Origin of the sequence: Chryseobacterium aahli, assembly GCF_022699665.1 — a bacterium.
Lineage (GTDB): Bacteria > Bacteroidota > Bacteroidia > Flavobacteriales > Weeksellaceae > Chryseobacterium > Chryseobacterium aahli.
The window spans coordinates 746,635-768,493 of record NZ_JALDNB010000002.1; the positions used below are offsets into that span (position 1 = coordinate 746,635).

The 21,859-nt window shown below is 34.2% G+C and carries 21 protein-coding genes; 10 read left to right on the top strand and 11 right to left on the bottom strand.

Annotated elements, in window-relative coordinates; translation table 11 throughout:
* The first annotated feature begins 105 nt into the window (after positions 1 to 105).
* Genes MQX03_RS05545 through MQX03_RS05565 form a run of 5 tightly spaced genes read left to right on the top strand, consistent with a single transcriptional unit; the run spans position 106 to position 4,157 of the window.
* Entirely contained in the window at positions 106 to 1,560 is a 1,455-nt protein-coding gene (locus MQX03_RS05545; RefSeq protein WP_242802008.1) for a sigma 54-interacting transcriptional regulator, read from the top strand.
* A 28-nt stretch (positions 1,561 to 1,588) separates the two neighbouring features.
* Positions 1,589 to 1,993, top strand: a complete 405-nt coding sequence (locus MQX03_RS05550; protein ID WP_242802009.1) for a very short patch repair endonuclease — start codon at positions 1,589 to 1,591, stop codon at positions 1,991 to 1,993.
* Positions 1,986 to 2,345, top strand: coding sequence for a hypothetical protein (locus MQX03_RS05555; protein WP_242802010.1), 360 nt, complete (start codon positions 1,986 to 1,988; stop codon positions 2,343 to 2,345). The genes MQX03_RS05550 and MQX03_RS05555 overlap by 8 nt, the downstream gene beginning before the upstream one ends.
* Complete coding sequence (locus MQX03_RS05560) at positions 2,332 to 3,099, top strand: HNH endonuclease (protein ID WP_242802011.1); 768 nt, start codon at positions 2,332 to 2,334, stop codon at positions 3,097 to 3,099. Before MQX03_RS05555 ends, MQX03_RS05560 begins: the two co-directional genes overlap by 14 nt.
* Positions 3,069 to 4,157, top strand: coding sequence for an HpaII family restriction endonuclease (locus tag MQX03_RS05565; RefSeq protein WP_242802012.1), 1,089 nt, complete (start codon positions 3,069 to 3,071; stop codon positions 4,155 to 4,157). Before MQX03_RS05560 ends, MQX03_RS05565 begins: the two co-directional genes overlap by 31 nt.
* Positions 4,158 to 4,393: 236 nt before the next feature.
* Here MQX03_RS05565 and MQX03_RS05570 read toward each other — a convergent pair whose 3' ends face one another.
* The 5 genes from MQX03_RS05570 to MQX03_RS05590 all read right to left on the bottom strand — a co-directional run bounded on the left by MQX03_RS05570 (position 4,394) and on the right by MQX03_RS05590 (position 10,815).
* On the bottom strand, positions 4,394 to 4,876 hold the full coding sequence (locus tag MQX03_RS05570) for a hypothetical protein (RefSeq protein ID WP_242802120.1): 483 nt from the start codon (positions 4,874 to 4,876) through the stop codon (positions 4,394 to 4,396).
* An 862-nt stretch (positions 4,877 to 5,738) separates the two neighbouring features.
* Positions 5,739 to 7,328 (bottom strand): MFS transporter, encoded by a 1,590-nt coding sequence (locus MQX03_RS05575; protein ID WP_242802013.1) that lies wholly within the window; start codon positions 7,326 to 7,328, stop codon positions 5,739 to 5,741.
* An 88-nt stretch (positions 7,329 to 7,416) separates the two neighbouring features.
* Positions 7,417 to 8,544: an HlyD family secretion protein gene (locus tag MQX03_RS05580; protein WP_242802014.1), complete on the bottom strand. Its 1,128-nt coding sequence runs from the start codon at positions 8,542 to 8,544 to the stop codon at positions 7,417 to 7,419.
* 26 nt (positions 8,545 to 8,570) lie between these two features.
* On the bottom strand, positions 8,571 to 9,881 hold the full coding sequence (locus MQX03_RS05585) for a TolC family protein (RefSeq protein WP_242802015.1): 1,311 nt from the start codon (positions 9,879 to 9,881) through the stop codon (positions 8,571 to 8,573).
* Between the two features lie 88 nt (positions 9,882 to 9,969).
* Positions 9,970 to 10,815 carry a helix-turn-helix domain-containing protein gene (locus MQX03_RS05590; protein ID WP_242802016.1) on the bottom strand — a complete coding sequence of 282 codons (846 nt, stop codon included), beginning with the start codon at positions 10,813 to 10,815 and terminating at the stop codon, positions 9,970 to 9,972.
* Positions 10,816 to 10,884: 69 nt separating this feature from the next.
* Here MQX03_RS05590 and MQX03_RS05595 point away from each other — a divergent pair, with 69 nt between their 5' ends.
* A complete protein-coding gene (locus MQX03_RS05595) occupies positions 10,885 to 11,358 on the top strand; it encodes an Mpo1 family 2-hydroxy fatty acid dioxygenase (RefSeq protein WP_242802017.1) in 474 nt (157 codons plus the stop codon).
* A 105-nt stretch (positions 11,359 to 11,463) separates the two neighbouring features.
* Here MQX03_RS05595 and MQX03_RS05600 read toward each other — a convergent pair whose 3' ends face one another.
* Positions 11,464 to 12,531, bottom strand: a complete 1,068-nt coding sequence (locus tag MQX03_RS05600; protein WP_242802018.1) for a DUF2891 domain-containing protein — start codon at positions 12,529 to 12,531, stop codon at positions 11,464 to 11,466.
* A gap of 139 nt (positions 12,532 to 12,670) precedes the next feature.
* Here MQX03_RS05600 and MQX03_RS05605 point away from each other — a divergent pair, with 139 nt between their 5' ends.
* Positions 12,671 to 13,549, top strand: a complete 879-nt coding sequence (locus tag MQX03_RS05605; protein WP_242802019.1) for a DUF4349 domain-containing protein — start codon at positions 12,671 to 12,673, stop codon at positions 13,547 to 13,549.
* Positions 13,550 to 13,616: 67 nt separating this feature from the next.
* On the opposite strand, the gene MQX03_RS05610 is transcribed toward MQX03_RS05605, so the two are convergent.
* From MQX03_RS05610 to dnaA, 4 genes are all read right to left on the bottom strand, one after another.
* A complete protein-coding gene (locus MQX03_RS05610) occupies positions 13,617 to 13,994 on the bottom strand; it encodes a hypothetical protein (RefSeq protein WP_242802020.1) in 378 nt (125 codons plus the stop codon).
* Positions 13,995 to 14,181: 187 nt separating this feature from the next.
* Positions 14,182 to 14,880, bottom strand: a complete 699-nt coding sequence (locus tag MQX03_RS05615) for an SAM-dependent methyltransferase (RefSeq protein WP_242802021.1) — start codon at positions 14,878 to 14,880, stop codon at positions 14,182 to 14,184.
* A 46-nt stretch (positions 14,881 to 14,926) separates the two neighbouring features.
* The gene (locus MQX03_RS05620; RefSeq protein ID WP_242802022.1) at positions 14,927 to 15,397 is read right to left on the bottom strand and encodes a low molecular weight protein-tyrosine-phosphatase; all 471 of its coding nucleotides are present in this window, start codon (positions 15,395 to 15,397) and stop codon (positions 14,927 to 14,929) included.
* A 98-nt stretch (positions 15,398 to 15,495) separates the two neighbouring features.
* Positions 15,496 to 16,950, bottom strand: coding sequence for a chromosomal replication initiator protein DnaA (dnaA, locus tag MQX03_RS05625; RefSeq protein ID WP_129534097.1), 1,455 nt, complete (start codon positions 16,948 to 16,950; stop codon positions 15,496 to 15,498).
* Positions 16,951 to 17,085: 135 nt separating this feature from the next.
* Between dnaA and MQX03_RS05630 the strand changes: the two genes are divergently transcribed.
* The 3 genes from MQX03_RS05630 to MQX03_RS05640 all read left to right on the top strand — a co-directional run bounded on the left by MQX03_RS05630 (position 17,086) and on the right by MQX03_RS05640 (position 20,434).
* Positions 17,086 to 17,499 (top strand): acyl-CoA thioesterase, encoded by a 414-nt coding sequence (locus MQX03_RS05630; protein WP_242802023.1) that lies wholly within the window; start codon positions 17,086 to 17,088, stop codon positions 17,497 to 17,499.
* Positions 17,500 to 17,530: 31 nt separating this feature from the next.
* A complete protein-coding gene (locus MQX03_RS05635) occupies positions 17,531 to 19,798 on the top strand; it encodes a DUF2339 domain-containing protein (protein WP_242802024.1) in 2,268 nt (755 codons plus the stop codon).
* 198 nt (positions 19,799 to 19,996) lie between these two features.
* Positions 19,997 to 20,434 (top strand): hypothetical protein, encoded by a 438-nt coding sequence (locus tag MQX03_RS05640; protein WP_242802025.1) that lies wholly within the window; start codon positions 19,997 to 19,999, stop codon positions 20,432 to 20,434.
* A gap of 55 nt (positions 20,435 to 20,489) precedes the next feature.
* On the opposite strand, the gene MQX03_RS05645 is transcribed toward MQX03_RS05640, so the two are convergent.
* Positions 20,490 to 21,767 (bottom strand): replication-associated recombination protein A, encoded by a 1,278-nt coding sequence (locus MQX03_RS05645; RefSeq protein ID WP_242802026.1) that lies wholly within the window; start codon positions 21,765 to 21,767, stop codon positions 20,490 to 20,492.
* Positions 21,768 to 21,859 lie beyond the last annotated feature (92 nt).

Below are 21,859 nucleotides of genomic sequence, written 5' to 3' on the forward strand. Positions count from 1 at the left end.
GCCTTTCATAACTTTCTAATGATGTCATCGTTTGATTTTTTTGAACACATTAACTTCAAGCTTCAGACATCCATCACCCAGCCAATTAAATAATAAAAATTTAAAATGAAAAACGATACAACATTTAAAGAATTAAAAAAATCAGGATATACCGATAAAACCATCAATCAGGAGATTCAGGCAAATTTAATTGCGAAAATTAAAGCGAAAGAACCTGTATTTGAAGGACTTTGGGGTTATGAAGATTCTGTGGTTCCGCAATTGAAAAAGGCGATTTTAGCGGGGCATCATATCAATTTATTAGGTTTGCGCGGACAGGCAAAAACCAGAATCGCAAGAAGTATGGTCAATCTTTTGGATGAATTCATGCCGATTGTAAAAGGTTCGGAAATCAATGACAGTCCGTTTCAGCCGATTTCGAAATTTGCGAGAGATCTGATTGCAGAATTGGGCGACGAAACTCCAATTTCTTGGGTTCACCGTTCGAACCGCTTCTTTGAAAAACTGGCGACTCCTGATGTAAATGTTGCCGATTTAATTGGCGACATCGACCCGATAAAAGCAGCCACTTTGAAACTTCCCTACTCTGACGAGCGCGTTTTGCATTATGGAATGATTCCGAGAGCGAACCGTTCGATTTTTGTATTGAATGAATTGCCCGATTTGCAGGCGAGAATTCAGGTTTCTCTGTTTAATATTTTACAGGAAGGTGATATTCAGATTCGTGGATTTCAGTTGAGAATGCCTTTGGATATTCAGTTTGTGTTTACCGCAAACCCGGAAGATTATACCAACCGTGGTAGCATCGTGACTCCTCTGAAAGATAGAATCGGGTCACAGATTTTCACGCATTATCCGAAAACAATCGAATTGGCAAAACATATTACCGAACAGGAGGCACAAGTTTCAGCGGAAGATAGAGCCCAAATTCAAATTCCTGATTTGGCAAAAAACCTATTGGAAGAAGTAGCTTTTGCAGCCCGTGACAGTGAATATGTAGATGCAAAAAGTGGCGTAAGTGCAAGACTAACCATTAGCGCAATGGAAAACTTAGTAGCTGCCGCAAAATTACGTCTGATAGAAACTGATGCTTCAAAAACCACCGTTCGTTTGTTAGATTTCATGTCGATTATTCCGTCAATAACTGGGAAAATTGAATTGGTGTATGAAGGCGAACAGGAAGGCGCAGATTATGTGGCGAAAATACTAATTGACAAAGCGGTGATGGTACAGTTTGAAAGTATTTTCCCACGCATTTCAAAACTGGAAAAAGAAGGCATCAAAACACCTTACACAGATTTAATTAAATGGTTTAATAAAAATCATTTAGAGCTTAATTATACCGACACCGACGAAGAATTCTACAGCAAGCTCAACAGCATTGCTCCATTGACAACTGTTATAGAAGAAAACGTTTCTGAATTAAGTACAGAAGACAAAAACTTCTGCAAAGAATTGGTTTTATGGGCATTGACGATTAGTAAAAAACTAGACAAATCTGAAAATTCTAATGCCTATACTTTTGATTCTGCAGATATCGGGCAGTATTTGAGAAATTAGATAAATTTCTTACTATAAAATTTTGCATGTGGACAAGTTGACCAAAGAGCAAAGAATAAAAAATATGCAAGCCAACAAATCCTCGGGTACTAAGCCTGAGCTTTTGTTGACTAAAATGCTTTTTTCGAGAGGTCATCGTTACAGGAAAAACAATAAAACAGTTTTCGGAAAACCTGATCTAACTTTCAAAAAAATAAAACTTGCGATATTTGTAGATGGAGAATTTTGGTACGGAAAAGACTGGGATGTACGAAAGAAAGATCATAAAACCAATATCGAATTCTGGAGTAAAAAGATAGAAAGAAATATTGAACGTGACAAAGAAGTAAATGAAGAACTCACAAAACAAGGATGGACAATTTTGAGATTTTGGGGGAAAGAAATCGAGAAAGATTTGCTAAATTGCTTCACTCAAATTCTTCAACATGACTAAAATCTATTTTAAATTTAATGAGCATCCTGGCGATTTTCTAAGAAATACTGATGTAATTGAACTACCAAATCCTAAAGGAGATTTAGAGAATTTTTTAGTTCAATTTTTAAAACATTATCAATCTGATGAAAAGGTTACTTATCTTGATGACTTGTACAAGCTTCTTGATAATGATTTTTTCGAGGAGACAGATAAAAATAAATTCATTAACTTCATTGGTAATAAAACAGAAAGTGAGATCAAAAATGAAATAAAGTTAGTTGAGAATGAACTTATTAATGAAGCATACCAAAACTTTTACAATCTTATTCAAACAAATAAAATTCAAATTATAGAAAATGACAAAAAGTAATAATTGGACAAAAGAAGAAACAATTGTTGCTTTTAATGTTTATTGTAAAATTCCTTTTAAAAGCAGTAGCAAAACGAATCCGGCAATTATAAAATATGCTAACATTATCGGCAGGAGTCCATCTGCTCTTAATATGAAAGTTGGAAACTTTGGAAGATTAGATCCTGAATTAAGAAAACAAGGAATTGTTGGTTTGGGAAATGGTAGTAAACTTGATGAAATTGTTTGGAATGAGTTTAATGGCAATTGGGAAAAGTTAGCATATGAAAGTGAATTGTTGATTGCTGAATTTCAAAACAAAAAAATAGAAGAGACTATTGAAATGAACATTTTTGAATTCCCACTTGGAATTGAAAGAGAAACTTTAATTAAACAAAGAGTCAATCAGAGTTTTTTCCGCTCCACAATACTTTCTTCTTATAATTTAAAATGTTGCATAACTGGATTATCTATTTCTGAATTTTTAGTTGCAAGCCATATTAAACCTTGGAAGGTAGACGAAATCAATAGATTAAATCCACACAATGGTTTGTGTTTAAATTCAATTCATGATAAGGCATTTGATAAAGGGTTTATAACAATTACGCCCGATTACAACATAAAAGTTTCAAAGTATTTCGATGATTTTAATAATGATCAAGCTGTAGCAAGCTTCTTTCTAAAACATGATAACCAACCAATAAATCTTCCAGATAGATTTTTACCTTCTAAAGAGTTTTTAGATTGGCATTATACAAATCTATTTATAAAGTAAAGCAAAATGTAGAAATCTTTTCTCTATTTAAGCTTTTAGTTGATAAAGAATTACATCCTGGAAATAATGAAATTAAAAAGATCCAAAATCTGATGTATCCTATTCTAAAAATACTGCGAACTGAAGTTAATGGAAATTTCGAGTATTCAATAGAGGATGATCTCATTGTAATTTCAGGTAATGAAGAAGTATTTCGTATTCCCATTTCTACATTCAAAGAAAAGGCAGAATATTTACTAAATATAATTAGAAGTAGCAGCGGAACTTTTTCGATTCCTGAAATTGAAGAGTTTATTGTAAGTATAAAATGTCTCTCTCTTAAGGCAAGCTCCTCTGCAAAAACCGACATTACTATTGTTATTCATGACCAAAGAACAGGTCTTCAACCCTCTTTAGGATTTAGCATAAAATCACAATTAGGAAACCCTTCTACCCTTTTAAATGCTGGAGAAACTACAAATTTTATTTTTAAAATTGTTGATGCTAATCTTAGTCAACAGGAAATTGCTGAGATCAACAGCATATCGTCAAAAAGTAAAATTCGTGACCGAATTACCGAAATAAACAGTAAGGGGGGGGGGAAATTAGAATTTGTCAGAACTCAACGTACAATCTTCGGAAACAATTTAATTTTAATTGATAGCTTATTACCTAATATCCTTTCTAATGTTGTTATAAAGTTTTATACATCAAATTATTCTTACACAGAAGATTTAGTGCAACTCATAGAAGAGGAAAATCCATTAAAATTTGACATATCAAATAAACACCTTTACTATAGTTATAAGATTAAGAAATTTCTGACTGATATTGCAGTCGGAATGATGCCTTCAAAAGTTTGGACTGGTCAATATGATGCAACTGGCGGTTATCTAATTGTAAAAGTAGATGGAGAAATTTTATGCTATCACATTTATAACAAAAATGAATTTGAAGATTATTTGTTATCTAATACTAAACTTGAAACAGCAAGCAGCACACGCCACGGATTTGGAGAAATTTATGAAGAAAACGGTGAGCTTTTCTTTAAACTGAACTTACAAATAAGGTTTAAGTAATCTTTTTCTCTTTTTTTTGTTTACTCATCATTTTACGGTTCCAAGCACCTCCGTCCCGGTCTTTTACTCATCAGAAACGGTCATGAACTCATCCGGCGGGGTTAGCAGACCCCGATTTTACGTTTGTAGACCGTGGTAGCGAGGTCAACGACCGTGACGAGACGGTTAAAATAAAATCCGTTACGGTTCTATGACCGTAACGGATGGGTTAAATATTAGTTTCGAAAGGTAAATGACTACTCCGGTTTAGCTGGTTTGTCTTTTGAATATGTTTTTACGAAAAACTGTTTCAGGTCATTCATCTTGGTTTCAAAACCTTCCGCTCCTGTTCCTGCCATAAAATTGGTGAAGCCATAATCTACGAGAGATGCCTGATAATTGTCGTAATCATGCAGGATCTTTGCATTTTGAATTTTATTGCCGAGAATCTCTAAACGTGAAGTGATGTTCTCCATGTTCAGACGGCTTGTAAAGTCCTTCTCGAACTCTTCCCAATCGACTTGGGTAGTACTCAGATTTGGTTGATTCTGACGGTAATCATTGACTTTGTTTACCAAAAGCTTGTTGTCTTCGTTGATGCTTCCATATCGCTGGCGGTCTTCAGAAGTCAAAGTCACATTGATTTTTGTGAGTGCGTTTTCAAGAGCTGTTAAAGCATCTTTTACGGCATTCATTTCTGTTGCAGAAAGATGCACATTGTTTAAATTGGTAATTGCCATTTGTGTATAATTTTTTAATGGTTCGTCTGTGTTTTTGTTCAATTTTTCAACCTGATAAACAGTTCTCCGACCTATTCTAAAATCATCTTCTAAAATGACGAATTGGTTTCTTGTAAATTAATGCTTAAAAATAATAAATTTTATTATAAAAAATTAAAACAAAAATAAATTTTTCATAAATATCAAATAAAAGACTATTTAATTTAACATAATATCTGTAAATTAAAAACTAATTGATATGAGGGTTTTTAGATGTAAAGTTAAAATTCTACTACAATGAATGCCTCATCACAATAAAATTGCTTTCCCGAAGGATCGAGAAAGGCAGTTCCCCACAATAATAAACACAGCGTCACTTCGAGTAGATTTTTGGAAAAAAAATCGTATCGAGAAGTTTTTGATTCACAATCTATCTATGGTTCATAAGTTCTCGATACATTTTTCTACGCTTTGCTTCGAAAAACACTCGAACTGACGTGAAAAGGTGGATAGCGGGATTGAGCTCCAAAAAATGAGTAATGAGTAACTGGTAATAAGTAATGTGCGATGAGATTGCTTTCCTGAAGAATCGAGGTAATCTGTTCCTCGCAATAACAACACGCCGTCACTTCGAGTAGATTTTTGAAAAAAATCGTATCGAGAAGTCTGTGGTTAAAGGGCAGCATGTAGTTCATGGGTTCTCGATACGCTTTTTTTAAAAAAAAAGCTACTCGAACTGACGAATGACAGATAGTACAACAAAAAAAACAATTAGATCTTGAAAACCTACACGATATCTGGTGTCTAGATTCTAATATCAAATAAAAAGTAAAGCCCCGTTTTGAGACAAAACGAGACTTTACGGGTAAAAACAAGGTTTCTTTTATAAGGCAGGACCGGCTGCGCCTTTGATGTCTTCTTCTAATTTTTTTCTTTCACGGGCTCTTCGTCTCGCAATGACCGATTTTCCGTTGAGGATTCTTATGACTTTTAAATATTCTGTGCGTTTTCCAAAATGATGGGTAATCACATAGAGCATCACTCCAAACCCAGCAACGATGATGTAGCCGAATATCTTTTTATTGGCAGAAATGATGGCGTTGAGCTGAATGGTTTTCATATTGGCAGCAACGGTTTGTGGCGTGATGGTCATTCCGTCCATATAAATGGCTAAATCTCCTAAACTGACGATTTGAAACTGATACTGAAACCACGAGAACAAAGCTGAGAAAAATCCTACCGCAAGGAAGGTTCGCCATACCAAAACCAGTCCGATGGCCGCCAGCATTTCGTTGAGTTCCAATTTATCTAAGGTGTAATACCAAACCGAAATGAAGAGTGAACACATTCCGTAGCCTTTCAGAAACATCGGTAAGTACCAGTTTTCGTAATTGAATTCCAGCACCATCGAAAAGTACATAATGATGGCATAAGCAGTCATTGAAGCGAAGCCTGAAAAAATGAACATTTTGAGCGGTCGTTCTTTTTTAAACCAAAATACAGCGATGACTCCGGCTAAGAATATTCCGGGCGTCATCATTACATTCAGTTTGGCATTGGTCAATTGGTCATAACCTAAAACTCCGACTGAATAGATATTTTGAATGGATGTTGTTCCTAAAAACATTCCCAGCCACAAAAGCATAAACAGTCCGTTCAGCACATTGCTTTTTGTGAAAATATGAAAAGAAATGTAAGGTCTTTTCAACGTCGTCTGACGGATTGCCAATAAAGCAAAACTCACAAATGCTGCGATGCTGGCGTTGATGATATTTTTTGATTGAAGCCAATCCTGCTGTTTTCCAAATGAAAAAACATACGCCGAAAACATAAAGGTCGATACAAACAGGATGATGCTCAGCCAGTCGATGTAATGCAACGGAACTTTTAAAGCAAAATATTGATCATGCATTAAAACCCAACATAAAATTGCCAAGACGAAACATAAAACTGCTGCTAAAACAAAGAACTGCTGAAAGTTGTACAGCACTGAAACTTCCACTGCATAATAAGCAGAGACCTGATTTAATATCAAAACAAATGTGTAGAAAACTCCGTAAAAAATACCTCGTCCACCAAGCATTACCATCAACGGTAAAAATAATTCGATGGTAATCATCATTTTTAAAAATCCGATTACCAAAGAGGTTATCACAATAATCATTGGTTCAAAAGTGGTTGCGTTGATATAACTTAATGCACCGAGAAGCACCAATAAAATCACAACTTTATCACGCACTTTGAATCGCATTTTCATTCTTAAAACTACAGGCATACACGCTCCCATCCCAATGGTAGTAGCATAGTTTGCCCACAGAAAATATTCCTGCATCACGCCGGTTCCGCCGACCATAAAACTGATATTTCCGGTGTAAACGCCACCCAACGGCATTACCACAGTAAGCAGTAAAACCATCATCAGGAGTTGCACGGGTTTTGGAACCCAATCGCTGAAAAGACCTTTATTATACATTTTTTTATAGATATTAGATTTCAGATATTAGACATCAGATTTCCAGCGTTCTTCATTTTCTTACTTCAAGTCTGAAATCTGAAATCGTTTAGTCTTTAATTGAAACATTCATATTCATCCCCGCACTCAGTTTTGCGACATCTTCTTTTTTGTTGGCGTCTGTAAACTCGATTCTTACGGGAATTCTCTGTTGTACTTTGATGAAGTTACCTGTTGAATTGTCCGTTGGAACACTGGAATATCTTGAACCTGTTGCTGCTGAAACTGCGGTGACTACGCCTTCAAACTGTTTTCCACCTAAAGCATCTGCTGTCATCATTAACTTTTCACCAATTTTAATATTCGGCATTTGACTTTCCAAGAAGTTGGCTGTGACCCATTTTTGATTGTTTAAAACGATAGTGGCAACTTGTTGTCCAGGTTGAATTAACTGTCCTTCAGAAATCGTTCTTCTTCCCATCACACCGTCGTAAGGTGCAGTGATGACAGTGTATGAAAGATTGATTTTCGCCATATCCAAAGCCGCTTTTGTTCTTTTGATTTCAGCGTCATTGATTCCCAATTTACTTTTCACTTCCGTTGTAGAAAGGTTGGCCGATTGTTTTTGATTGACCAAAGTTTCGTAGGCTGCTTTCTGCGCATCATATTCAGTTTTGGCTTGGTCAAATTGTTGTCTGGTTACTGCCTCTGCAGCTAAAAGGTTTTTATATCTGCCTAAATTCTGTTCGGCATTCCACAATCTTGCTTTTGCTCCGGCTATGTTGGATTCCATCACGCTGACATTGTTGGAAACGGTATTAATTGAAGAACCTGTAGCAGAACGCTGGGCCAATGCATTTTGATACGCTGCTTCCGCTTGTCCTAATTGGGTAATGATTTCACGGTCGTCCAAAATGGCTAACGTATCACCTTTTTTCACCTGCTGATGTTCGATGAATTTTATTTCTTTAATGTAAGCTGAAACTCTTGTGTTGATTGGATTGATGAATTCCTCCACCTGAGCCGCTTCTGTATAGGTTTTGTCACCGATGTGAAAATACTGACGAATCAGCCAGAACAATCCGAAACCTATCAATGCAAAAACGATAACGTTTGAAATGATGGCTCTGATTTTATTCTTTCTGTTTTGTTTTTTCTTAGCATCAGCGTTTGAAACCACAGGTTTTGCTGCTGGTTGTAGTTGTGTATCTTGAGTATTTTGTTCCTTGTTTTCCATTGTTTTTGATTTTCAGTTTTAAATAATTAAAGCGTCCCAGTAGATTTCAATAAATTGTAATATTGATACAGCACATTGATTTCCGCATTGGCAAAGTCCAGTTCAGATTGAAGTTTTTGGTTTTGCGCATCAATCATTTCTGCCTGCACCGCCAATTGATTGAGGTATTTTGCTTCGGTGATTTTATAGTTTTCTTCGGCCAGTCTTTTTGAATCGTTTAAAATATCTGCTTGCTGAATTGCTTCCTGATATTTTACATATGAAGCATTGACATTCATATCAATATTCTGTTGCGTTAAAGTCAGCGCATCATTTGCCTGTGTTTTCTGCAATTCTCCAAGCTTCACTTTCTCTTTGGTTTTATATAAATTATCAATATTATAACTTAAAGAAATTCCGCCTTGCCAACCGCTTGCGTACATATCCAAAACAGGATTTCTATTGGTAATCGGTCTTTGCAAACTGTAGCCTCCAAAACCTGAAAGCGTCGGCATTCTGTCGGTTTTAATGATTTCAATATTTTTGTCGGCCACACCAATGTTGGTTTGTGCAGATTTTAGTTGCGGATTGGTATCGTGAGCAAGATTTAAATAATAATCCATTCCGATTCCTGATTCTTTATTGCCTAAATTTTCAACAGGAATAATTTCTGTATCCGCAGGCAATCCCAAAGCGATATTTAAATTGTAATTAAGGATTTTTCTGTTGTTGGATAACGTAAGAATTCCCTGATCTAAATTTTTAATCGCCAATTCAGCACGGATGACTTCATTTCTCGTCAGCATTCCCTGTTTGTAAAAATCGTTGATGTTCTTCAATCGTTGCTGAGCCAGTTTTTTGTTGTTTTCAAAAACCGATTGTTGATTAATGATTTTATAAATATCTAAATAATTTGAGATCACTAAAAATTTAACGTCCTGATTATTCTTTTCTAAATCCAGTTCAGAAAGCTGTTCACGAAGGCCCGCCAATTCGATAGATTTATTAACCAATCCACCTTTAAAAATAAGTTGAGTAGCCTGCACGCCATACGTACTTCCGTAATGAGGCATCTGAATGGTTGTAGAATTTGAGAAATCTTTATCGATCGCAACCACATTTCCCAAATAAAATTGAGTAGTGGAAGCCGTTATTGAAGGAAGCTTCTGAAGTTTGGTAATATCCGTCTGCTGTTTGGCAATATTGATATTCTGCGCAGAAACTTTTAACTGATAGTGATTCTGAAGTGCCAGTTCGGCGACTTCATTCGCTGTCATCTGTTTTATTTCTTGTGAAAAAAACAGCGTAGGAAAGATAGCCACTACAAGTGATAGTGCTGTTTTTATATTCTTTGTCATTTTACCTTGTTTTACGAAGCAAAGTTACGACGACTGCAATCTCAAACAAATGTTTGAGATTTGGAAAAAGATGTTCAAATGTAGGATTCTAACCTTCGAATTGATTTCGGTATTGAGAAGGACTCACCTCCAAATGTTTCTTGAAAAAGTGAGAAAATGAATACTGGTCGCTAAAACCTAGGATTGTAGAAATCTCTGAAACAGGCTTTTTAGAAGAGTTTAATAAGACCTTCGCTTCATTCATTACAATTAAAGCAATAATCTGACTCGCCGACTTTCCGGTAATGGCCTTCACCACTGATGAAAGATGTCTGGTTGTAATCGACTGTCTCTCGGCATAGAATTCTACTGTTCTATCATTATGATGATGAGAAGCCAAATCATTGAGAAAAACGAAAACAATTTCTTCTTGTCTCGACATTTGATTCATTGAATTATTGTCCTCCCTTGAAATAATTCCAGCCATTTGGTAACAGAAAACCGAGAAAAGATGTTCCACCATTTCCTTTTTGTAAATCATTTCTGTCTGAGAATCGAGAATATATTTTAAAAAATTAACGCTTTTCCAAACTACATCCATATCATCCTGATGAAAAGGAACGCCGACATTCATCTGCTGACGGAAATAGCGATACGTAATCAACCGATTAAATTTCAGAGATAAAGCTGAAATAAAATCTCTTTTGTAAGAAACCATCCTCGACTGAAAATCGTCACTCACCGAGATCATTTCGTAAACCGTCTGCGGGTCGGTCACCATAAACATATTGGCAGACAATTCTAGGTCGCTGAAATGCTGTCGCAGTTTGATAGAACCACTTTTGATAAAGATAAAAGCAGGATTATCGGGACGGAAAGGTTTGTCGGCAGAGATTCTTTCAAAGATATTATGTTGCGTAAAAATCTCAACCCCGAATGTTTCTAAAGCAGACATAAGGCAAATGTAATCAATCTCTTTTTCGATTGCAAAAATTTATTATTTTAGTACACCCAAATTCAAACTATGAGAAAGATTGATTTACTTTTCGCAGAATACGCTGAAAGCCACAGAAACTCCACCAACAAGCTGATTCACTGGATCTGTGTTCCGCTGATCTTCTGGACGATTTTAGGATTTATTTCTTTGATTCCTTCCCCACATTTTTGTGCGCCTTACTTTGGATGTATCAGTTTGGTGAGTTTGATTGCTGTGATTTTGGTGACCTTATTTTATCTAAGACTTTCTTTATTAATAGGTTTCATTATGATTTTCGCTATGCTTTTGATGGAGCATCTAGCGTATGCTGTAAATATTCATTTTGGAAATAAATCGTGGATGGTTTATTTGGCAGTTTTTGTGATTACCTGGATTTTACAGTTTGTTGGACATAAGATTGAGGGTAAGAAACCTTCTTTTCTGAAAGATCTGCAGTTTCTTTTAATTGGGCCGATTTGGTTGTTGAGTTTTATTTTGAAGAAATTGGGGATTAGATATTGATTTTTAAATTTTATTTTTTTTAAACGCAAGGTTAGACAAAGGCGTTTCACTTAACTAAGAAAGACAATTATTTAGAATTAAGTTTATTAAAATTTCAGTTAAATATTAATCCTCTAAAGCATACACCGCAAAACTTGCCAACCAATGATCTCCTCCGTAATTTCCTTGGAATAATAGTGGTAGACCGTTGTTCAAAAAGATCGTAGCTGTTTTCTGAAATTCTTTTTTCAATGGATGATTATCGGGAAGAGACTTTGCAATTCCTTTCATACACCAGGCTTTTGTGAAGGACAATCCAACCAAATGTACTGTTTGATAATCGCTCAAATCACTGACCACAGGAATTTTTTCAATATTTTCTATGCTTCTTTTTTCATAGAATTGATCAAGCCATTTTACAAATTCTTTTTGTGGAAGAATTCTTCGCATCAAATCGGCAATTTCAAGGCTTGGCGAGAAGAAATCTGAACCATCTGGCTCGAGATAAGCAGGTGTTTTTGTATTATTTAAATAAAAGTATTTTGCTTTCTCAGTTAGTTGATTTTCAAAATCTTTATCCTTTGCAGCTCTTGCCCAATCCAACGCAAAAACCATTGCAAATGCAGTGTTTGGATGAACTCCAGTTCTATTGGGATAGGTTTGTTTAGGCAGATAGGTTTTCCATGAATTAAGGATTTTATCGGTCAATGGTTTTAAATTCTCATGCCAGATCTTTGCTTTAGGATGATTCCATGTCATGAGTTCTTCGTCTAATTTGAGAAGCCAAGCCCAACCATACGTTCGCTCGAAAGTTGTAGTCAATTGATATTTTGTAAAATAATCAGCCTCAACCTGAAGATTTTCTTTTTTAAATGAATTATCTAAAATATTTTCGATGTCTTTAGCAACTGATAAATTAGGTTTTGTTTTCAGCATCCGCACTAACATCCAATGTCCATGAACAGACGAATGCCAATCAAAACAGCCGTAGAAACTTGGGTGCAGATCTTTCGGTGTTAAAGGAACTTCATTTGCATTATTGATAATGTGTGCTGTTTTATTGGGATATTCCTGATTGATACAGTGCAGTGGCTTTTCAGAGAGCTTTATAGCCATTTCATCCGTTAATTTCGGAGATTCCTGAGCAAAAATTAAAAATGGAGAGAAGATAAATACTAAAAGACTTGTTTTCATTTTATAAAAATATTAATTAAAATTTAACTATAACAGTCTTACAGCGAATTATTAATTAATTCAAATTAAAATATTTGAGATATTTACAACAAATAAAACCTTAAGCATGTTTTTTGATACCACATTGAAAAATTCATTTATGAAAAAGATAATTTTACCATTATTTTGTTTGATCCTTTTTAATTGTAACAAATCAGAAGCTGTTGCGAATGAATCAGTAAGTGCAATGGCAGTGATGGAAGATGTTGTCGTTGATTCAGCGGCTGCTTCCTATTCTCCTTCTCCATCAACTACCACTTCGGACAAACAAGTACAAAACAGTGAACCAAATTCTTCTAATCCAAAAACCAATATTGTTTCTAAAAAAATTATTAAAAATGGGGAGATAGAAATTCAGGTTGGTGAGATTAAGAAAGCACAAAATCAAATCAGTGAAATTCTAAAGAAAAATAATGCATACATTCAATCTGAACGTTTTAATAATAATGATACTGCCGAAAATTTAAATGTAACCATAAGAGTTCCCCATCAAAATTTTGATCCACTTATTAATTCCTTTTCCAATGGTGTTGGTTCTGTTTTATCTAAAAATATTTCGTCCGATGACGTGACAGAAGAATATACAGATGTTTCTATCAAATTAGAGAATAAGAAAATTTATCTAGAAAAATATCGTGACATGTTGCGAAGTGCAAAAACCACAAAAGACATGTTGGAAATTCAAGAAAATATTCGGTCATTGGAAGATGAGATTGACGTTTCGGAGGGAAGACTTCGTTTTATAGACGACAGAGTCAACTACAGTACTTTGGAATTAATGCTATATAAAGAGAAAGTGAGAAGTTCAGCAACCTCAAAAATAGGTTTTGGAAGCCGTTTTGGAGATTCTATTACAGAAGGCTGGAATAGTTTCATAGCATTCTTTTTAGGAATTATTTCTTTCTGGCCTTTCTTGCTACTGATTCCAATAGTCGTTTTCGTTTGGAAAAAATGGAGGAAAAACAGAGTTAAAAAATAAAATCATAAAACAAAAAACATCCGAATACTTTTGATATTCGGATGTTTCATTGCAATAAACAATTTATCTAAGCATTAAAATGCGATTTTACAGTTTCTAAAACCTGCTCATCAGACATTTGTTGCGAAGTTTCTAAAGTAATTTTTAAATCTTTAAACTGAGCGGTGTCATGCAGATACTTTTTTAATTCTTCCTGAATAGTCCCAGGACCAGTAATTAAAACTTCTTCAGAATTTGTCAGAAGATGCTCAACCTCTTTAAAGAATTTTACTCTATTTGTTTGTTCGGCATTATTTCCTGCATTTTCACTGGAGTTCCCATGCTGAATAATTGCTTTTACGGGACTGCATAAGAAAAATTTGAAAGCATTTTGTGCATCATGATTTTTTACAACTACAGCTTTTTGGGTATCGATCCAAAGACCTGCTAATTTTTTGTCAGACATATTATATTTTTTTAATGTTATAAGTATGTATAGACAAGAATGATGCTAAAGAGTTGTTAACGGCTGTTAAATAATAAATAAAGAATTTCTTAAACACAAATTTCACAAATGAATTTCACGAATGACATTATGTTTAAAAATAAATCTGCTCAATTTGCTTAATCTGCGAGAGATTATCAAACGAAAATTATTTTCCTATAACAAACACCGCAGGAATTTTATGTAATTCAGGTTTTTGTTTTTGCCAATCTTTAATGCTTAAAGTTTTTATGAATTCATGCTCCGGATCATTAATGTTTGCAGCAATACAAAGTTTCGTATTCGGCGAGAGAAATTTACACAAATCATCGAAGAGCGCATTATTTCTATAAGGTGTTTCCATGAAAATCTGGGTGTAACCCGTTTTCTGAAGTTCACTTTCCAGATATTGGATTCTCTTTTTCTTTTCGCCTTTTTCTATCGGAAGATAACCGTTAAAGGTAAATTCCTGGCCATTAAATCCACTTGAAATTAATGCTAAAATAATCGATGAAGGTCCAGAAATAGGAATCACTCTGATTTTTTTCTCATGACACCATTTCACAATAAGATTTCCCGGATCTGCGATGCACGGAAGTCCGGCTTCTGATAATAATCCGAAATCCTGACCGTTCAGCATTCTGTCCTGAGCTTCTTTAATGTCAGCATTCTCAGTGTATTTATCTAAAAGAAATAATCTCAAATCTGCCTGCTTTTTTTCAGGAGCAAAAAACTTAATCACTTTTCTTGCAGTTTTTTCATTTTCAACAAAGAAAAAGTCGGTCTGCATAATATAGTCTTTGATCACTGGAGAAAAATGAGTGATTGGGGTATTTTCTGAAAGATAAGCCGGAATTAAGAAAAGCATTGTTGTAAATTATAAGTTGAAATTTAATTAAAAGAAGATGTTTATTCTATACTTTATTAGTAATAACCTGTTGTTGTAATTGATGTGAAATTTTATTGCAGGCATCATCCAATAACTGGAAAACATTTTCAAAATCATTCATGTCACCCCAATACGGATCAGGAACTTCTGAGTTTTGATGGTTACCTGCTTCATCTAAAAACAGATGAACTTTCTGACGTTGTTCTTCATTTTTAGTCATTGAAATCACATCTTCAAGATTTTTCAAATCCATACAGTAAATCTTATCAAATTTGTCTAAATCTGATATAAGAAGTGGCCTAGATTTTTGTTTTGAAATATCAATGCCATGATTGGCCGCGGTTTTCACGGCTCTTTTGTCAGGTGTTTCTCCTTCATGCATCGAAATTGTTCCTGCAGAATCGACAAAAAAACTATCACGAAGTTTAGATCGTAAAATTCCCTCAGCAAGCGGACTTCTGCAGATATTTCCTAAACAAACCATTAGTATTTTCATTGAACAAAATTTAGAATTATATATTTTCTATTGACAAAATTAAATAAAAAATGGAGAACAAAATTTATTCTCCACTTTCCTATTATTTAAATTACAGATTAATGCTTGATTTTCTCTGTCAATTCTTTTACGTATTTTTTAATTTCCTTATCGATTTTAGAAACATCTTTTATCGTATCGCAAGCGTACATTACGGTCGAATGGTCTTTCCCTCCCATTTCTTCACCAATTTTTGTAAATGTTGCATTGGTAAATTCTTTAGCAAAATACATCGCCAACTGCCTTGGTAAAGCGATTTCTCTTTTTCTTGTTTTAGATAAAAGCTGCTCTCTTTTGATTCCGAAATATTCGCATACAACTTCCTGAATGTAAGGAATATTGATGACCTTTTTCTGATTGGCAGCAATCTTATTGATGGTTTCCTTTAATAATTCAAGACTTAGCTCAGATTTATAAATAGTAGAATAGGCAATTACTGAATTGATAACCCCAATCAGTTCTCTTACGTTAGTTTTTGCTTCTGCAGCAAGGAAGTCTAACATATCTTCTGTTAAAACAATTCCGTCTCTGCTTAGTTTATCAACGATAATTTTTCTTCTTGTATCTAAATCCGGAGATTTGATTTCTGCAGAAAGTCCCCATTTGAAACGAGAAACAATTCTGTCCTGAATATCCATAATATCAACAGGAGCTTTATCTGAAGTCAGGATAATCTGCTTTCCGTTTTGATGTAAATAATCAAAAATATGGAAGAAGCTGTCCTGTGTTGCAGACTTACCAGATAAGAACTGAATATCATCGATAATCAGAACATCTACCATTTGGTAAAAATTAGCAAACTCTGTCTGTTTATGTGCTTTCGCAGCTGAAATAAACTGCTGGATAAATTTTTCTGAAGAAAGATAAAGAACCACTTTATCCGGAAACTGGCTTTTCACTTCTAAACCAACCGCCTGACCAAGGTGAGTTTTACCAACACCATAACCTCCGTACAAAAATAGTGGATTAAATGCCGTAGAACCAGGTCTTTTTGCAATTGATCTAGCAACCGTAGAAGCAAACTTGTTGCTCTCACCTTCCACATAATTATCAAAAGAAAAATCAGCTTTCAGGTTAGAATCAATATTTACTTTTTTGATTCCCGGAACAACGAAAGGATTAACAATATTAGATGAAAAACCCTGAGGCATTGTTTCCTGCATTTTTGGTGTAGGAACGGTTTTACCTTTCATATTCATCGTAACGGGTTTTTCTAAACCGCTTGGCTTATTTTCCATTACCGAATACCAAAGTTTAACGCCTTTACCGATGTTTTTCTTCAGGGCAGCAGAAAGCAACGATAAGTAATTATCTTCAATATATTCTTTGTAAAAATCACTCGGAACCATCAACGTAAGATTGTTGTCAACCAATGAAATTGGCTGTACTTTATCAAACAGTAAGTCGAAGGATTTTTCGAGTTTTTTAAGATCAGAATTGTCTTCAGCTGCGTTTAAATTATCTCGCATAAACTGAAGGCACTTCTGCCATATCATCATTAAATTTTCATCCATTTTTATGCCCTGATTAATTCTTTGGTTGTTTGTTTTTATTGGGAAGACAAAGGTCACATATTTTAACTTTAAAAAAAAATATTGCAAGTATTGATTATTAAAAAATATATTTGTATGTATAAATCAAACCTCAAGATGATACACACAACTCACACAATACGAGTACGTTACGCAGAAACCGACCCTATGAAATACGTATATTACGGCAACTACGCCGCATATTTTGAATTGGGAAGAGTAGAACTTTTCAGAAGCATAGGGATATCTTATGACGAGATTGAAAAGCTTGGAATCTGGCTACCGGTTTCTGATTACAATATTAAGTATTTAAAACCAGCTTTATACGATCAAAAATTAGAAATTCATACTTATGTAAAAAAAATTCCGGGTGTGCGAATAGAATTTGAATATGAAATTTACAACGAAGAAAAAATAAAAATCACTGAAGCCCGCACTACCCTTTTCTTTTTGGATGCCGCTACCAACAAAGTCATCAAATGTCCCGACTTTTTGATGAAGCTCATCGAAGAAAACTGGAAAGAAAATTAAATAAATAACAATCCATTGTAAAATTCACACAATGGATTTTTTATTGACCTCTATTTCTCAAATTCTTATATTTGATGACAAATCTAAGTATATGAGTTCTATTTCTTCTTTAATTGTCATGTTAATAGTGATTCTCATATTGGTTTATTATAGACTTAATAGGCGCATAGAGATTTTAGAAAAAAAGATTTCTGATTTATCTAAAAAAGAAATTCCTTCAGTTGAGAAGACTGAAAATGAAGATAACATCCCAGAACCCATCCAATTTATCAGTCAAAATACAGAAGTTGAAAGCCCCAATATCATTGCAACCAATTTTGAAGAACCCGAACCACAGAAAGATTGGCTGACCCCTGTTTTTGATTTTCTAAAACAAAATGCACTCACTATTATTGGTATTTTCACACTAGTTTTAGGAATAGGATATTTTGTAAAATATGCCATCGACAAAAACTGGATTGGCGAGACCTCCAGAGCAGGAATCGGCTTCATCGTTGGTATCAGCATCATAGGAATAGGACATTTTTTAAGGAAAAACTACACGGTATTCTCCTCCATAATTACGGGCGGCGGCGTGGCTGTACTCTACTTTACAACAACGATTGCCTTTCGTGAGTACCAGATTTTTTCACAAAATACAGCGTTTTTGATAACATGTTTGATTACCGTGATTTCAATCGCTCTTTCCTCCTATTACAAAAGTGAAATTTTAATCATATTTTCTATATTTGGTGGATTTTTAGCGCCGTTAATGATCAGCACAGGGCAAAACAACTATATTTTCCTGTTTACTTATTTATCTGTTTTAAATATTGGAATGCTGATTATCGCCTATCTCAAACATTGGAAAAGTATTGGCTGGATATCTTTTATTTTCACCTCAATCTATCTTTTCGCCTGGACTACAGATCATCCAACGTTGACAAGTATTCCTTTTTACAGCATTACATATATTATATTTTATGCATTTGCTTTACAGAATTATATTAAAAAGAATCTGTTGTTGCAGCTTGATATATTAATGCTTGTGCTGATTAATTTTTCGGCAGTCTCAGGTTTAGTTTATATTTTTAATGAGTTGCAAATGTTTCCTGTATCTGTATTTCCGGTTGCTTTTGCCGTCATCAACGCTTTTGGTTTATACAGAGAATATCAAAAGAAAAATTTCGGCATTAACTATTCAGTTTTTGCAAGCATCACCATCAGCCTTATCACATTAGCATTTGCACTTGAGCTAAGAACTCATCTTACTACAAGTGTTTGGGCAATCGAAGCAAGCCTTCTACTCTATATCTGGAAGAAAACAAATCACAAAATCTTCAAAGTTTTCTTTTACGTCCTTTTTCCAATGGTTATTTTGTCTCAAATGATCACTTGGGCGAGGTATTTTGATTCAACTTCTTTAAATGTGATTTTAAATCCGGTTTTTATTACAAGTTTGGTTGTAATTGGAAGCTGTTTCATGAATTTATTTTTACTGAAAAAAGATTCTGAAGAAGAAAAATCTGAATTGGAGTTTTATGAGAATGTATTTAAATTCTTATGCATTTCGGTTATTTATTTTTCAGTTTTATTTGAAATTATCTATCATATTTCGGATGAAAATTTGGTTTTTATCCTTACCATTGGTCTCCTTTTTACTTTGTATTATTTATTTGCGTTGATTCTTTTCGGCAAAAAACTGAGCATCAGCAGAGATTTCCAGACCGGAATGATTTATCTTTTTCTTTTATTGCTCTTCACGCATATATCAAGTTCACAGGTTGCAACGGAAATCATCAGTAAGCAAATTGAGGTAGGGTTTTACTTTGTTCACTTATTGTACATTCTACCACTGATTTATTTAATTCTAAAAATAATTCCGAAATCAGATTTCATTAAAAATAACTTAGCCTATTGGGTGACCTCTTTAATTATTGTTCTTGCTTTCAGTTTCGAATTATTTAGAACATATTTACTGATTAATGCAAATAATTTGGAGGAAATTTATACCCTTCAGAATCACTTCAGCATATTATATTTGCCTATTATCTGGGCAGTTTTGGCTTGTATTTTCATTTATTTTGGTTTAAAAAAAGAAATTCAGGAATTCAACAAAATCGGTTTCAGTTTACTCGGAATTATGGTTTTAAAACTATACGCTTACGACGTCTGGCAAATGGATAATGTCTCAAGAATTATCGCATTTATCATCCTTGGAATTATCTTGCTCTTGAGTTCATTTATGTTCCAACGACTTAAGAATATAATCAGAAACTTGGTAGATAAAAAAGATGAATCTCTTGAAGAAAATCAATAAAAACAACAACAAAATCTATTATTTGTCATTATTTTATAAATTATTTTAATTTTTTATTGACAATCTGTAAAAAATAAGTATATTTATCACGTTTTTAATACTAATACTTTAATTTAAGGAATTAATGTTGATAAAACACAGCAAACAAGCTTCTATAAGTCGATGCAAGATTATTTGAAATAATAAAATATCTGTTATATGAAAAAAATCCTTTACTCTTTATTAATATTTGCTTCAGCAACTTTATTTGCTCAAAAAAATCCTACTGTAAAATTTGCAATCTGTAACGACGCTGTAGGTACTGTGGCAATGTTCGATTCAAGAAAAGAAGTCGTTCAGAGCGTAAATGTTTTTAAAACGAAAGCAAATCTTCCTCAAAACCTTAAGAAATTTGATTATTTAGCTGACAACGGTTTGGCTGAAGTAAAATTCAAAAAAGATTTCGGAACTTTAGATCGTATGGCTTTAGCTGATTTTAATGCTCAAAATGGGCTTCCAAAAGATACACCCGTTTTTATTGAAGGATATGAATTCAAAAATACCGATGTACACATCTTCGCTGACATGATTGCTGACTACAAAGTAGAAACTGTAGATGGTAAAAAAGCGCTGGTTATTACTACAAATAAGAAATAATATTTAGAATTATTATATTTAAAAACGGATATTCAACTTTGAATATCCGTTTTTTTTAGTACTTATTTGTCCATTTTTTTTGGAGCTCGTCGTAGATTTTCTTTTCTGTGGCATTATTTCCGGGTTCGTAGAACTTAACGTCTTTTATTTCTTCCGGTAAAAAATCCTGATCGACAAAATTGCCTTCGAAAGAATGAGCATATTTATATTCTTTACCATAATCTAGATCTTTCATCAGTTTAGTCGGTGCATTTCTCAAATGCAGCGGAACCGGCAAATTTCCAGTCTTTTTCACAAAAGCCAAAGCATCATTAATCGCTGCATATGCTGAGTTACTTTTCGGCGAAACCGCCAGATAAATTGCAGTTTCGCTCAACAAAATTCTAGCTTCAGGATTTCCGATTACATTTATCGCCTGAAAACAATTGTTTGCAATCACCAAAGCATTTGGATTGGCCAGACCAATATCTTCAGACGCCAAAATAAGCATTCTTCGGGCAATAAATTTAATATCTTCGCCACCGGCAATCATTCTCGCCAACCAATACACTGCGCCATTCGGGTCACCTCCTCGCATCGATTTGATAAATGCTGAAATGATATCATAATGCTGTTCTCCATTTTTATCATAAAGCGCCATCGTTTCCTGAAGCACTTCCATCACATTATCATTCGAAATTTCTTTCGTATTTGAATTGATGAACTGACTCAAAACCAATTCCACCGAATTAATCAATTTCCTCCCGTCACCACCCGAATATTGAATGAAAGCCTGATTTTCTTTAATAGTGAAATCAGTTTTTTCATCTTTATTAAATCTTTCAAGAGCAATATCAATCAGTTCTTCCAGTTTCTCATGTGTCAAAGCTTTTAAAATATACACCTGACTTCTGGAAAGCAATGCCGAAACCACTTCAAAACTGGGGTTTTCTGTGGTTGCACCAATCAAAACTACCCAACCTTTTTCTACCGCATGAAGCAGTGAATCTTGTTGTGATTTATTAAAACGATGAATTTCATCAATAAAAAGAATCGGCGATTTCCCGGAAAACAAATTTTGTTTTTTGGCTTCATCAATTACATCGCGCACATCCTTCACACCCGATGATACTGCAGAAAGTTTATAAAATTTTCTTCCGGATTTTTCTGAAATAATTTCTGCCAGAGTAGTTTTACCCGTTCCTGGCGGACCCCACAAAATAAGTGAATTTAAGGTGTCATTCTGCAGCATTTTCCTAAGTGTACCTTTTTCGCCGGTAAGATGTTCCTGCCCCAAAACTTCATCTAAAGTTTTCGGTCTCATTCTTTCGGCTAATGGAGTATTTTGACTCAAAATGTATAGTTTGATTTAAAGTGAAATTTTAATTAAAAGTTACAGATTTTCAATAATAAGACTGGCTTCCATCAAGAAATTTTAAAATCGAT